The sequence below is a fragment of the Kitasatospora sp. NEAU-CNBT7 genome, assembly GCF_057220535.1.
The window spans coordinates 28,422-41,430 of record NZ_JBXQQB010000007.1 but is presented as its reverse complement, the minus strand read 5'-3'; the positions used below and the strand labels follow the sequence as shown (position 1 = coordinate 41,430).

The window sequence follows — 13,009 nt, the reverse complement described above, 5'->3', positions numbered from 1 at the left end:
TGAAGGCAGGTGAAGGCAGCGGCGCCCGCCTCCGGTCCGGTCACCCCGGACGGAGGCGGGCCGCCGCAGCCGACCGACTATGTTCGCCTACATCATCCGAAGGATCCTCGCGGCCGTCGTGCTGCTGCTGGTAGTCAGCGCCATCACCTTCGGCATCTTCTTCCTGCTCCCCTCGCTGGCCGGCGAGACCACCGACCAGCTGGCCGCGCAGTACGTCGGCAAGAACCCCAGCCCCGAGGCGATCGCCGCGGTCAAGCAGAACCTCGGCTTCGACCAGCCGCTCTACGTCCAGTACGGCCGGTTCCTGAAGGCCCTGGTCAGCGGCGCCGAGTACAAGTTCGGCCCGGACCCGGTCAGCTGCCACGTGCCGTGCTTCGGCTACTCGTTCAAGAACCACGTCGAGGTCTGGCCGGAGATCTCCTCGCGCATCCCGGTGACCTTCTCGCTGGCCGTCGGCGCCTCGGTGATCTGGCTGCTCTCCGGTGTCTCCACCGGCGTGGTCTCCGCCCTGAAGCCGAAGTCGATCTTCGACCGGCTCTCCATGGGCATCGCCCTGGCGGGCGTCTCCAGCCCGGTCTTCTTCACCGGCGCGCTGCTGCTGCTGGCCTTCCACTTCAAGTGGCCGCTGTTCGAGAACGTGGAGTACGTCAACTTCACCGACGACCCGTTCGCCTGGGCCGGGCACCTGGTGCTGCCCTGGATCTCGCTGGCCTTCCTCTACTCGGCGCTCTACGCCCGGCTCACCCGGGCCGGCATGCTCGAGACGATGAGCGAGGACTACATCCGCACAGCCCGGGCCAAGGGCCTGGCCGAGCGCAAGGTGGTCGTCCGGCACGGGCTGCGCTCCGCGCTCACCCCGATCATCACCATCTTCGGCATGGACCTCGGCCTGCTGCTCGGCGGCGCCCTGATCACCGAACAGGTCTTCTCGCTCAAGGGCATCGGCGCCTACGCCGTCGCCGCCATCGGCGAGAACGACCTGCCCAAGGTGCTCGGCGTGACGCTGGTGGCGGCCTTCTTCATCGTCGCCTGCAACCTCCTGGTTGACCTCCTGTACGCCGCAGTCGACCCCCGCGTGAGGCTGTCATGATCGACCTTCAGACCTCTTCGCCGGACGCCTTCCTGTCGGTGCGCGACCTGCGGATCCACTTCGACACCGACGACGGCCTGGTCCGCTCGGTGGACGGGGTCAGCTTCGACCTGCAGAAGGGCAAGACCCTCGGCATCGTCGGCGAGTCCGGCTCCGGGAAGTCCGTCACCTCGCTCGGCATCATGGGCCTGCACCGCTCCAAGCGGGCCAGGATCACCGGCGAGATCTGGCTGGACGGCGAGGACCTGATCGCCGCCGGGCCCGAGCGGGTCCGCCAGCTGCGCGGCCGCCGGATGGCGATGATCTTCCAGGACCCGCTGACCGCGATGCACCCGTACTACACCGTCGGGCAGCAGATCGTGGAGGCCTACCGGGTGCACCACCCGGAGGTGAAGAAGAAGGACGCCCGCAAGCGCGCCGTCGAGATGCTCGACCGGGTCGGCATCCCGCAGCCGGACCGCCGGGTGGACGACTACCCGCACCAGTTCTCCGGCGGTATGCGCCAGCGCGCGATGATCGCGATGTCGCTGGTCAACGACCCCTCGCTGCTGATCGCGGACGAGCCGACCACGGCCCTGGACGTCACCGTCCAGGCCCAGATCCTGGACCTGATCCGGGACCTGCAGCAGGAGTTCGGCTCGGCCGTCATCATCATCACCCACGACCTCGGCGTGGTCGCCGAGCTGGCCGACGACATCCTGGTGATGTACGGCGGCAAGTGCGTCGAGCGGGGCCCCGCGGCCACCCTCTTCCAGGCGCCCGAACACCCGTACACCTGGGGCCTGCTGGGCTCCATGCCGCGTCTGGACCGGGAGCTGCAGGACCGCCTGGTCCCGGTCAAGGGCACCCCGCCCAGCCTGATCAACGTGCCCACCGGCTGCGCCTTCCACCCGCGCTGCCCGTACGCGGAGCTGACCGGCGGGCGCTCGTCCACCGAGGTGCCGGTGCTCGCGGAGGCCGCCGAGCGGCACCACGCCGCCTGCCACCTGCCGGCCGCCGACCGGCACCGGATCTTCGCCGACGAGATCGCGCCCCGGCTGTGACCCCGTTCCACCCCTCAGGAGACACCCCATGACGGACTCATCGACAGCGGCGATCCCGGCCCCCGCGCCCGCCGCCGACCGCGAGCCGCTGCTCAAGGTGACCGCTCTGGCCAAGCACTTCCCCATCACCAAGGGCGTGCTGCGCCGGCAGACCGGTGCCGTCCGGGCCGTGGACGGGATCGACTTCACGGTCAACCCGGGGGAGACCCTCGGCGTGGTCGGCGAGTCGGGCTGCGGCAAGTCGACGATGGGGCGGCTGGTCACCCGGCTCGCCGAGCCCACCGGCGGGAAGATCGAGTTCGAGGGCACCGACATCACCCACTTGAGCACGGGCGCGATGCGGCCGCTGCGCAAGGACATCCAGATGATCTTCCAGGACCCGTACTCCTCGCTGAACCCGCGGCACACCGTGGGCACCATCGTGGGTGCGCCGTTCCGGCTGCAGAAGGTGCAGACCGAGCACGGCGTGAAGCGGGCGGTGCAGGACCTGCTGGAGCTGTGCGGCCTCAGCCCCGAGCACTACAACCGCTATCCGCACGAGTTCTCCGGCGGCCAGCGCCAGCGCATCGGCATCGCCCGGGCCCTGGCGCTCAAGCCCAAGATGATCGTCGCGGACGAGCCGGTCTCGGCGCTGGACGTCTCCATCCAGGCCCAGGTGGTCAACCTCCTCGACGACCTGCAGAGCGAGCTCGGCCTGACCTACCTGATCATCGCGCACGACCTCTCGGTGGTCCGGCACGTCTCGGACCGGGTCGCGGTGATGTACCTCGGCAAGATCGTCGAGATCGCCGACCGGGACTCGCTCTACAAGGCCCCGATGCACCCGTACACCACCGCGCTGATGTCGGCGGTGCCGGTCCCGGACCCGGGCCGCAAGGAGCGCCGCGAGCGGATCCTGCTCACCGGTGACGTCCCCTCCCCGATCAACCCGCCGAGCGGCTGCCGCTTCCGCACCCGCTGCTGGAAGGCCCAGGACGTCTGCTCCACCCAGGAGCCGCCGCTGGTCGCGGCCAAGGTCGGCCACCAGGTCGCCTGCCACTTCCCGGAGAACCCCGTCCTGGTCTGACCCGGAACGGGCCCCGCCCGTACGCGCCGAAGGCCGCCACCCCCGCACCGGGTGGCGGCCTTCGGCGTCGTGGCGCCCCAGCGGCCGTCCGGGCCGCCCGCGTCCGCCGTACGGCGCAGCGGGCGGCGCGAGCGGTTGCGGGTGCGACCGGGCCCGCATTCACTGATCGGAGTTCTGTTCCGATCGACGCCCGACCCCGGCCGGGCAGCTGGGAGGCCTCAGGTGCTGTCGGCGCGCAGTCTGTTCCAGGAGATCCACGACGACGACGAAGCCTTCCGGCTGTTCTGCTCCATCGCGGCCAAGGGCGAGGACCAGGGCGGCTGGGAGAACGGCCGGATCTCCCGGCTGGTGGACGACCAGTGGCTGGCCCCCCGGATCGCCCGGCACGGCGCGGACGAGGACAAGCACGGCCGGATCTTCAACGCGCTGCTGCGCAAGCGCGGGCTGACGCCGGTCGACGTCCCGGACGACACCGACTACACGATGATGCTGGAACGCCAGGGGATCGGCCTGGCCCACTCCCGGCTGCGCCGCGACGAGCCGCTGAGCGAGGCCGACGTGATCACCTACCTCGCGCACAGCCGGGTCACCGAGCAGCGCGCGGCCGAGCAGATGCAGCTGCTGAAGAAGGTGTTCGGGCACCACCCCGAGGTCGGCCACGCGGTGCGGATGATCTCCAACGACGAGGACAACCACCTCGCGTACTGCCACGAGGAGCTGCTGCGCCTCGCCCACGCCGGGCACGGCCGGCGGATCCTCACCACGCTGCAGGAGACCGCCCGCGCCGAGATCCGCACCTACCGGGACGTGAGCCTGGCGGTGATGGCGCACATGGGCTCGATCCTGCGCTGGCCGCGGGCGAAGTCGGCGGTGCTGGCGGCCGGCGTCCACGCGGTGTTCGGATACGAGCGGGTGGCCGGCTGGCACCGGATGACCAGTCTGACGATGCCGGACCGGCTCGACGCGCTGGGCGGCCCGCCCCCGCGCGAGACCTTCGCCTGATCCCGGGGGCGTGCGGCGGGGCCCGCTGTTCGATTGGGCCGCGGGCCGGGGCGGCAGGGAGACTGGGCCGGTGACCTCGCAAATCTTCCCGCCAGGGGTGCAACAGGCCCTGGACCTGATCGGCATCTTCGTCTTCGCCCTGTCCGGCGGCCTGCTGGCCGTCCGCAAGAACATGGACATCTTCGGTATCTGCGTGCTCGCCGAGGCGACCGCGCTGGGCGGCGGGGTGATGCGCGACCTGGTGATCGGGGCCACGCCGGTGGCGGCCTTCAGCAACCTCGGCTACTTCTCCACCCCGCTCGCCGCCGGCCTGGTGGTGTTCTTCCTGCACCCGCAGGTGGAGCGGATCAACACCGCCGTGCAGACCCTGGACGCGGCCGGCCTCGGCCTGTTCTGCGTCACCGGCACGATCAAGGCCCACGACTACGGCCTCGGCTCGGTCGCCTCGGTGGCGCTCGGCATGCTCACCGCCGCCGGCGGCGGCGTCATCCGCGACGTCCTCGCCACCGAGCAGCCCTCGCTGCTGCGCTGGGACCGGGAGATCTACGCGGTGCCCGCCCTGGCCGGCGCCACCGTGGTCGCGGTGCTGATCTCGGTCGACCGCCTCACCCCGCTGAACGCCTCGGCCGCCGCGCTGTGCGCCTTCGTGATCCGGATGCTGGCGCTCAGGTACGGCTGGCGCGCTCCGCGTGCCTGGCACCGCAACGGTTCTCGCACCAGCGAGGAGTAGGCGTCCCCCCGTACGCCAGCGAGATCGCCTCCACCGTGCACAGCAGCTCCGGCAGCAGCCGGCTCAGCTCCGCCGCCGACGCCTCGTGGGCGGGCGCGGACAGCGAACAGGCGGCGATCGCCCGGCCCTCGGTGCCGGCGATCGGCGCGGCGATCAGCGTGACCGACCCCGGCCCGGCCGCCTCGTCCGCGGACCAGCCCCGGCTGCGCACGGCGGCCAGCTCGGCCCGCAGCTCCTCGGTCGGGCCGGTCTCCGGGCCGCCGGCCCGCTGCGCCGCCAGAAAGGCCGTCAGCTGCTCCGGCGGCAGGTCCGCCAGCAGCACCCGCCCGATCGCCGTCGCGGCCGCGGGCGGGCGGTGGCCGAAGCGGCCGTCCGGGCCGAGCCGGGAGCCGGGCCGGTCCGGGTAGCGGCTCTGCGCCTTGTCCAGGTGCAGCACCTGGCCGTCCTCCAGCACCGACAGCTGCACGGTGTGCCCGGAGCGCTCGTTCAGCGAGGCCAGGTACGGTGCGGCGACCTGCCGGATGTCGATGGTCTCCAGCGCCTGCTGGGCGAGCGAGAACAGCCGGCCGCCGAGCCGGTAGCGGTGGTCGCTCTGGCGGGTCACGAAGCCGTGCTCCTGCAGCGTGCGCAGCAGCCGCAGGGCGGTGGACTTGTGCACACCGATCCGGTTCGCCGCCTGCTCCAGCGAGCTCGGCCCCTCGCCGAGGGCGGCCAGGATGGTCAGCGCCCGGTCGACCGTCTGCGACATCGTGTCCGCCCCTCCACGCCTGCCAGTGAGGCAGGAGGCTAACGGCGCGTTGCAGAGGGTGCAATGGCCAAATCGTGACCCTGGCGACGCCTACACTTGGTCCCGCTATGGCTTATCTCGACCACGCCGCGACCACTCCGATGCTGCCCGAGGCTGTCGCCGCCATGACGGCGCAGCTCGGGGTCGTCGGCAACGCCTCCTCCCTGCACGCGGCCGGCCGCCGGGCCCGCCGGGTGGTCGAGGAGTCCCGGGAGTCCCTCGCGGAGTCGCTGGGCGCCCGCCCGAGCGAGATCGTCCTCACCGGCGGCGGCACCGAGTCCGACAACCTCGCCGTGAAGGGGCTGTACTGGGCCCGCCGCGACGCCGACCCGGCCCGCCGCCGGGTGCTGTGCAGCCCGGTCGAGCACCACGCGGTGCTGGACGCGGTGCACTGGCTGGCCGAGCACGAGGGGGCGCTGGTCGACTACCTGCCGGTGGACCCCTACGGCCGGGTGCACCCGGACGCGCTGCGCGAGGCCGTCGAGCGGGATCCGTCCTCGGTCGCGCTGATCACCGTGATGTGGGCCAACAACGAGGTCGGCACCCTCCAGCCGATCGCCGAACTGGCCGAGGTGGCGCGTGAGTTCGGGATCCCGATGCACGCCGACGCGGTCCAGGCGCTGGGTCAGGTCCCGCTCTCCTTCGCCGACTCCGGGCTCACCGCGCTCACCGTCACCGGCCACAAGATCGGCGGCCCGTACGGCGTCGGCGCGCTGCTGCTGGCCCGTCAGGCCACCCCGGTGCCGCTGCTGCACGGCGGCGGGCAGGAACGGGACGTGCGCTCCGGCACCCTCGACGTGCCCGGTGCCGCGGGCTTCGCCACCGCCGCCGCGCTCGCCGTCGAGCGCCGCGAACCGTACGCCGCCGCGGTCGGCGCGCTGCGCGACGAGCTGGTCGCCGCGGTCCGCGGCGCCGTGCCGGACGTGATCCTCAACGGCGACCCGGCGCCGGCCGGACGGCTCGCCGCCAACGCGCACTTCTCCTTCCCCGGCTGCGAGGGCGACGCGCTGCTGATGCTGCTCGACGCCCAGGGCGTCGAGTGCTCCACCGGCTCGGCCTGCTCGGCCGGCGTGCCGCAGCCCAGCCACGTGCTGCTGGCGATGGGCGCCGACCCGCTGCTGGCCCGGGCCTCGCTGCGGTTCTCGCTCGGCCACACCTCCACCCGCGCCGACGTCGAGGCGCTCACCGCGGCGCTCACCCCGGCCGTCGAGCGGGCCCGCAACGCGGGCCTGGCGGCCGCCGCCCGGCGCTGAGCGCGGGCCCGGGGGCAGGGGCGGGCCGCCGCGGACGGTCGAGGATTCCTTTACCGCCCGCCGAGCGGGAGCACGTACGCTGGTCGCATCATGAGCGACTTCCCCGGTGCCCCGACCCTCCCCAGTGACAGCCCGCGCCTGCGGGTGCTCGCGGCCATGTCCGGCGGTGTCGACTCCGCCGTCGCCGCCGCCCGTGCGGCCGAGGCCGGCCACGAGGTGACCGGCGTCCACCTGGCGCTGTCCGCCAACCCGCAGTCCTTCCGGACCGGCGCCCGCGGCTGCTGCACCATCGAGGACTCCCGGGACGCCCGGCGGGCCGCCGACGTGATCGGCATCCCGTTCTACGTCTGGGACCTCGCCGAGCGGTTCCGCGAGGACGTGATCGACGACTTCGTCGCCGAGTACGCGGCCGGCCGCACCCCCAACCCGTGCCTGCGCTGCAACGAGAAGATCAAGTTCGCCGCGCTGCTGGACAAGGCCATCGCCCTCGGCTTCGACGCGGTCTGCACCGGCCACTACGCCCGGATCGTCGAGCTGCCCGGCGGCGGCCGCGAACTGCACCGGGCGGTGGACGCGGCGAAGGACCAGTCGTACGTGCTCGGGGTGCTGGACGCGGAGCAGCTCGCGCACTCGATGTTCCCGCTCGGCGACACCACCAAGGACGCCATCCGCCTGGAGGCCGAGCGCCGGGGCCTGGCCGTCGCCAAGAAGCCCGACAGCCACGACATCTGCTTCATCGCCGACGGCGACACCCAGGGCTTCCTCGCCAAGCACCTCGGCACCGCGACCGGGGACATCCTCGACGCCGACGGCAGCAAGCTCGGCGAGCACGACGGCGCGTACGGCTTCACCATCGGCCAGCGCAAGGGCCTGCGGATCGGCCGGCCCGCCGCCGACGGCAAGCCGCGCTACGTGCTGGACATCTCGCCCGTGAACAACACCGTCACCGTCGGCCCCGCCGAGGGCCTGGACGTGCTCGGGCTGACGGCGATCAGGCCGCGGTGGTGCGGCGCCGAGCCGGCCGGGGAGGCCGCGTACACCGCGCAGCTGCGGGCGCACGGCGAGGAGGTGCCGGTCACGGCGGAGCTGGTGGACGGGGAGCTGACCGTCCGGCTGGCCGCGCCCGTCCGCGGCATCGCCCCGGGGCAGGCCGTGGTCCTCTACGACGGCACCCGCGTGGTCGGCTCGGCCACCATCGCGACGACCCGGCGGCGGGCCGTCACGGCCTGAGACGGGCCCTCACGGGCCGGCCGCTGCGAGGGGCGGGATCCCGGGGCCGCCGGGCCCGTGGTAGACCTGGGGAATCATGAACATCACTGTCTTCTGCTCCGCGTACTCGCTGGACGACCGCTACACCGCCCCCGCCGCCGAGTTCGCACGGCTGCTCGGGGCGGGCGGCCACACCCTGGTGTGGGGCGGTTCGCACGCCGGGCTGATGGGGCTGCTCGCCGACGGGGTCAAGGAGGCCGGCGGCCGGCTGGTCGGGATCTCGGTCGAACTGCTGGCGCACAAGACGTACGAGGGCGCCGACGAGCTGGTGATGACCGCCGACCTGGCGGAGCGCAAGGCGCAGCTGCTGGCGCGGGCCGACGCCGTGGTGGTGCTGGTCGGCGGTCTCGGCACGCTGGACGAGGTCACCGAGGTGCTGGAGCTGAAGAAGCACGCCCTGCACGACAAGCCGGTCGTGGTGCTGGACACCGCGGGCTTCTACGCGGGGCTGCGGACCCAGCTGGAGCGGATGGACGCCGAGGGCTTCCTGCCGCGTCCGCTCGCCGAGCTGATCACCTTCGCGGACACCCCCGCCGGGGCACTGGCGCAGCTCGACCGCCGGGTCTGACCGTACCGACCGCGATCGGCTCCCGCCCGACCGCCACGACCACACCGAGGACATCATGGGTGCACACCTGATCACCGGCGCCGGTTCCGGCATCGGCTCGGCCGTCGCCGAGCGACTCGCCGCCCGGGGCGCCGAGTTGTGGCTGCTGGCGCGCGACGCCAAGCGGGCGGCGGTGCTGCGCTCGCGCTTCCCCGGCGCCCGCACGCTGGTCGGCGACCTCGCGGACCCGGCCAAGCTGTCCTGGGCGCTCGGCCAGCAGGAGATGCCGGTCGAGGTGGACGCGCTGCTGCACATCGCGGGCGTGGTGGAGCTCGGGACCGTCGGGGACCTTCCGGTGAAGGCCTGGCAGCACCAGCTGAACGTGAACACCGTCGCCCCGGCCGAGCTCACCAGGCTCTTCCTGCCGTCGATCCGCCAGGCCAGGGGCCAGGTGGTGTTCGTCAACTCCGGTGCGGGCCTGCGGGCGGACGGGAACTGGGGCGGGTACGCGGCCAGCAAGTTCGGCCTGCGTGCGCTGGCCGACGCGCTGCGCGCCGAGGAACAGGGCAACGGTGTGCGGGTCACCACGGTGTACCCGGGCCGGACCGCCACCCCGATGCAGCTCAAGGTGCACCACCAGGAGGGCAAGGAGTACGACCCGAGCCGCTGGATCGACCCGGAGTCGGTGGCCACCGCGATCGTCACCGCGCTCGACCTGCCGCGCGACGCGGCGATCACCGAGATCACCGTCCGTCCCGGCGCCTGACCCGGGGCCGGACCCAGCCGCCCGGCCCCGGGGCCGACCCCGCCCGGCCCGGGTGCCCGGCGGACCGGCCGTCCGCGGGCGCGCGGTGCCCTAGGCTCGGCCGGGTGAGCACCGAATACTCCTTCCCCGCCCTGTCCGGCGCCGCCAGCGGCGTCGGGTCCATGCCCGGCACCGACGCCCGGGAGACGGCCAGGACGGTGACCGGCTCGCTGGAGCTGCTGCCGCACCTGCCGGAGCTGCCCGCCCGCGGGCCGGGCGCCGACATGATCGGGCGCGGCGCCGGCCTGCTGGTCGAGCTGTTCGCCCAGGTCGAGCCGAGCGGCTGGCGGTTCGCGGACCGGCCAGGGCGGGACAGCCGGCGGGCCCGCTCCTGGCTGGGCGAGGACCTGGACGCGCTGGAGGAGTTCACCCAGGGCTACCGGGGACCGCTGAAGCTGCAGGCCGTCGGCCCCTGGACGCTGGCCGCCTCGGTCGAGCTGCGGCACGGCGAGAAGGCGCTGGCCGACCCGGGCGCCTGCCGGGACATCGCCGGGTCGCTGACCGAGGGCCTGCGCCGGCACCTGGCCGAGGTCCGCACCCGGGTGCCGGGCGCGGAGCCCGTCCTGCAGCTCGACGAGCCGTCGCTGTCGGCGGTGCTGGCCGGGTCGGTGAAGACCGCGAGCGGGTTCCAGCGGCTGCGCGCGGTCGACCGGCAGGTGGCCGAGGAGACGCTGCGCTCGGTGGTCCGGGCGCTGGACGTGCCGGTGGTGGTGCACAGTTGCGCACCCGGGGTGCCGATCCCGCTGCTGCGCCGGGCCGGGGTGGCGGGGGTGTCGCTGGACTTCTCGTTCCTGACGGAGCGTGACGACGACGACCTCGGCGAGGCGGTCGAGGGCGGCACCGTGATCCTGGCCGGTGTGGTGCCCTCCACCGACACGGGATTGTCGGACCCGGCCGGTAGTGTCCAGGGTGTCAGGACGTTGTGGCGCAGGCTCGGGCTGGATCCGGAGCTCCTGGGCCGCCGGGTGCTGGTGACACCGACCTGCGGGCTGGCGGGGGCCTCCCCCGACTACGCCAAGCGGGCGCTGTCACTCAGTGTGAAGGCGGCGCAGAGCCTGGTGGACAACCCGGAGTAAGACGGCAGGAGGGCCCAGGGTGGCGGCTGTTGAGGGCTGGGAGGAGATCCCGGCCGAGGTTCGCACGCGGCATGCGGAGCTGGCGGCCGAGATCGAGGAGCACCGGGTCAGGTACTACGACCAGGACGCCCCGGTGGTCAGCGACGCGGAGTTCGACCGGCTGATGCGCGAGCTGGAGGCGCTGGAGGCCGGGCACCCGGCGCTGGTCACCCCCGACTCGCCCACCCAGAAGGTCGGCGGCAGCGCCACCGACGCCTTCGCCAAGGTCGAGCACCGGGAGCGGCTGCTCAGCCTGGACAACGCGATGGACGACGAGGAGCTGGCCGCCTGGGCCGAGCGCGTCGCCGGTGAGCTGTCCGGCATCGACTACCACTACCTGTGCGAGCTCAAGGTCGACGGTCTGGCCGTCAACCTCACCTACGAGCGCGGCCGGCTGGTGCTGGCCGCCACCCGCGGCACCGGCCGGGTCGGCGAGGACATCACCGCCAACGTCCGCACCATCAAGGAGATCCCGCACCAGCTGCGGGGCGAGAACGTCCCCGAGCTGGTGGAGATCCGCGGCGAGGTGTACCTGCCGACCGAGGCGTTCGCCGAGCTGAACGCCTCCTTCGCGGCGGAGAACGAGCGCCGCCGCGCGGAGAACGCCGAGCGGGAGAAGCAGGGCAAGCGCCCGCAGGCGCTGCTCAAGCTGTTCGCCAACCCGCGCAACGCGGCGGCCGGCTCGCTGCGCCAGAAGGACACCCAGGTCACCGCCGCCCGCCCGCTGCACATGGTGGTGCACGGCATCGGCGCCCGGGTCGGCTTCGACATCGACTGCCAGTCGCACGCCTACCAGCTGCTGCGCGACTGGGGCCTGCCCACCGCCCGGCACAACCGGGTGGTCTCCACCCTCGACGAGGTCCGCGCCTTCATCCGGCAGTACGGCGAGCAGCGGCACTCGGTCGAGCACGAGATCGACGGCGTGGTCGTCAAGGTGGACGAGATCGCGCTGCAGGGCCGGCTCGGCGCCACCTCCAAGTCGCCGCGCTGGGCGATCGCCTGGAAGTACCCGCCGGAGGAGGTCACCGCCAAGCTGGCCAGCATCAAGGTCGGCATCGGCCGCACCGGCCGGGCCACCCCGTACGCGGTGCTCGCCGAGCCGGTCAAGGTGGCCGGTTCGATGGTGCAGTACGCGACCCTGCACAACCAGCAGGTGGTCAAGGCCAAGGGGGTGCTGCTGGGCGACACCGTGGTGCTGCGCAAGGCCGGCGACGTGATCCCGGAGATCCTCGGCCCGGTCGAGGACCTGCGGGACGGCACCGAGCGGGAGTTCGTGATGCCGGCCGAGTGCCACGAGTGCGGCGCCGAGCTGCGGCCGATGTCGGAGGGCGACATCGACCTGCGCTGCCCCAACGCGCAGTTCTGCCCCGCCCAGGTGCGCGAGCGGATCGCGTACCTCGGCGGCCGCGACTCGCTGGACGTCGACGGCCTCGGGTACGTCGCCGCGACCGCGCTGACCCAGCCGCTGGAGCCCGCCGACCCGCCGGTCAGGAACGAGGGCGACATCTTCGGCCTGACGGTCGAGCAGCTGCTGCCGATCAAGGTGCTGGTGCGCGACCCGAAGACCGGCATGCCGAAGCTGGACGACCAGAGCGGCGAGGAGAAGGTGGCCACCTTCTTCGCCAATCTCCGCGGTGAGCCGAAGAAGTCGCTGACGCTGCTGCTGGACAACCTCCAGGCGGTCCGCGACCGCCCGCTGTGGCGCTTCCTGAACGGCCTGTCGATCCGTCACGTCGGCCCGGTCGCCGCCCAGGCGCTGGCCCGGGAGTTCCGCGACCTGGACCGCATCTTCGCCGCCACCGAGGAGGAGCTGGCCGCCGCCGAGGGGGTCGGTCCGACCATCGCCCGCTCCATCAAGGAGTGGTACGAGGAGGAGTGGCACCGCGAGATCCTGGAGAAGTGGCGGGCCGCCGGGGTGAGCTTCGTCGAGGAGGGCGCCGAGGAGCAGGGGCCGCGCCCGCTGGAGGGCCTGACGGTGGTGGTCACCGGCACCCTGGCCGGGCACACCAGGGACGGCGCCAAGGAGGCGCTGACCTCGCGCGGGGCCAAGGTGACCGGCTCGGTCTCGAAGAAGACCCACTTCGTGGTGGCCGGTGACAACCCGGGTTCCAAGTACGACAAGGCCGTCCAGCTGGGTCTGCCGGTGCTGGACGACGCGGGCTTCACCGTGCTGCTGGAGCAGGGCCCCGACGCGGCCCGCGCGAGCCTCGGGCTCGACCCGCTGCCGGTCCCCGAGGCCGCACCGGCGGCGGAGCCGGCCCCCGCCGCAGGGCCCGAGGAGCCCGCCGAGTAGCCCGCCGGC

At 73.1% G+C, this 13,009-nt stretch carries 12 protein-coding genes; 11 read left to right on the top strand and 1 reads right to left on the bottom strand.

Features of this window, described 5'->3' with window-relative positions; genetic code table 11:
* Window positions 1-79: 79 nt before the first annotated feature.
* The 5 genes from AC2TEW_RS11865 to AC2TEW_RS11845 all read left to right on the top strand — a co-directional run bounded on the left by AC2TEW_RS11865 (window position 80) and on the right by AC2TEW_RS11845 (window position 4,931).
* A complete protein-coding gene (locus AC2TEW_RS11865; RefSeq protein ID WP_484623333.1) occupies window positions 80-1,090 on the top strand; it encodes an ABC transporter permease in 1,011 nt (336 codons plus the stop codon).
* The gene (locus tag AC2TEW_RS11860; protein WP_484623332.1) at window positions 1,087-2,133 is read left to right on the top strand and encodes an ABC transporter ATP-binding protein; all 1,047 of its coding nucleotides are present in this window, start codon (window positions 1,087-1,089) and stop codon (window positions 2,131-2,133) included. The genes AC2TEW_RS11865 and AC2TEW_RS11860 overlap by 4 nt, the downstream gene beginning before the upstream one ends.
* A 28-nt stretch (window positions 2,134-2,161) precedes the next feature.
* Window positions 2,162-3,199, top strand: coding sequence for an ABC transporter ATP-binding protein (locus AC2TEW_RS11855; protein WP_033820067.1), 1,038 nt, complete (start codon window positions 2,162-2,164; stop codon window positions 3,197-3,199).
* Between the two features lie 222 nt (window positions 3,200-3,421).
* Window positions 3,422-4,201, top strand: coding sequence for a ferritin-like domain-containing protein (locus tag AC2TEW_RS11850; protein WP_484623331.1), 780 nt, complete (start codon window positions 3,422-3,424; stop codon window positions 4,199-4,201).
* Between the two features lie 70 nt (window positions 4,202-4,271).
* Entirely contained in the window at window positions 4,272-4,931 is a 660-nt protein-coding gene (locus AC2TEW_RS11845; RefSeq protein ID WP_051812217.1) for a trimeric intracellular cation channel family protein, read from the top strand.
* Here the strand turns inward: AC2TEW_RS11845 and AC2TEW_RS11840 are convergent.
* The gene (locus AC2TEW_RS11840; RefSeq protein ID WP_484623330.1) at window positions 4,867-5,679 is read right to left on the bottom strand and encodes an IclR family transcriptional regulator; all 813 of its coding nucleotides are present in this window, start codon (window positions 5,677-5,679) and stop codon (window positions 4,867-4,869) included. The two genes, AC2TEW_RS11845 and AC2TEW_RS11840, sit on opposite strands and share 65 nt — an antisense overlap.
* A gap of 107 nt (window positions 5,680-5,786) precedes the next feature.
* Here AC2TEW_RS11840 and AC2TEW_RS11835 point away from each other — a divergent pair, with 107 nt between their 5' ends.
* The 6 genes from AC2TEW_RS11835 to ligA all read left to right on the top strand — a co-directional run bounded on the left by AC2TEW_RS11835 (window position 5,787) and on the right by ligA (window position 13,000).
* Window positions 5,787-6,971 carry a cysteine desulfurase family protein gene (locus AC2TEW_RS11835; RefSeq protein ID WP_484623329.1) on the top strand — a complete coding sequence of 395 codons (1,185 nt, stop codon included), beginning with the start codon at window positions 5,787-5,789 and terminating at the stop codon, window positions 6,969-6,971.
* A 90-nt stretch (window positions 6,972-7,061) separates the two neighbouring features.
* Window positions 7,062-8,201, top strand: coding sequence for a tRNA 2-thiouridine(34) synthase MnmA (gene mnmA / locus AC2TEW_RS11830; protein WP_484623328.1), 1,140 nt, complete (start codon window positions 7,062-7,064; stop codon window positions 8,199-8,201).
* Between the two features lie 76 nt (window positions 8,202-8,277).
* A complete protein-coding gene (locus AC2TEW_RS11825; RefSeq protein ID WP_484623327.1) occupies window positions 8,278-8,808 on the top strand; it encodes an LOG family protein in 531 nt (176 codons plus the stop codon).
* Between the two features lie 55 nt (window positions 8,809-8,863).
* Window positions 8,864-9,553 (top strand): SDR family oxidoreductase, encoded by a 690-nt coding sequence (locus AC2TEW_RS11820; protein ID WP_484623326.1) that lies wholly within the window; start codon window positions 8,864-8,866, stop codon window positions 9,551-9,553.
* A 161-nt stretch (window positions 9,554-9,714) separates the two neighbouring features.
* Window positions 9,715-10,668 carry a methionine synthase gene (locus AC2TEW_RS11815; RefSeq protein WP_359891226.1) on the top strand — a complete coding sequence of 318 codons (954 nt, stop codon included), beginning with the start codon at window positions 9,715-9,717 and terminating at the stop codon, window positions 10,666-10,668.
* A gap of 19 nt (window positions 10,669-10,687) precedes the next feature.
* Window positions 10,688-13,000: an NAD-dependent DNA ligase LigA gene (ligA, locus tag AC2TEW_RS11810; RefSeq protein WP_484623325.1), complete on the top strand. Its 2,313-nt coding sequence runs from the start codon at window positions 10,688-10,690 to the stop codon at window positions 12,998-13,000.
* The last annotated feature ends 9 nt before the right edge of the window (window positions 13,001-13,009 follow it).

Coding starts and splice junctions, on each gene's coding strand:
- AC2TEW_RS11855 (WP_033820067.1), top strand. CDS start 2,162: ATGACGGACTCATCGACAGCGGCGATCCCGGCCCCCGCGCCCGCCGCC.
- AC2TEW_RS11825 (WP_484623327.1), top strand. CDS start 8,278: ATGAACATCACTGTCTTCTGCTCCGCGTACTCGCTGGACGACCGCTAC.
- AC2TEW_RS11865 (WP_484623333.1), top strand. CDS start 80: ATGTTCGCCTACATCATCCGAAGGATCCTCGCGGCCGTCGTGCTGCTG.
- AC2TEW_RS11840 (WP_484623330.1), bottom strand. CDS start 5,679: ATGTCGCAGACGGTCGACCGGGCGCTGACCATCCTGGCCGCCCTCGGC.
- AC2TEW_RS11815 (WP_359891226.1), top strand. CDS start 9,715: ATGCCCGGCACCGACGCCCGGGAGACGGCCAGGACGGTGACCGGCTCG.
- AC2TEW_RS11860 (WP_484623332.1), top strand. CDS start 1,087: ATGATCGACCTTCAGACCTCTTCGCCGGACGCCTTCCTGTCGGTGCGC.
- mnmA (WP_484623328.1), top strand. CDS start 7,062: ATGAGCGACTTCCCCGGTGCCCCGACCCTCCCCAGTGACAGCCCGCGC.
- AC2TEW_RS11820 (WP_484623326.1), top strand. CDS start 8,864: ATGGGTGCACACCTGATCACCGGCGCCGGTTCCGGCATCGGCTCGGCC.
- AC2TEW_RS11835 (WP_484623329.1), top strand. CDS start 5,787: ATGGCTTATCTCGACCACGCCGCGACCACTCCGATGCTGCCCGAGGCT.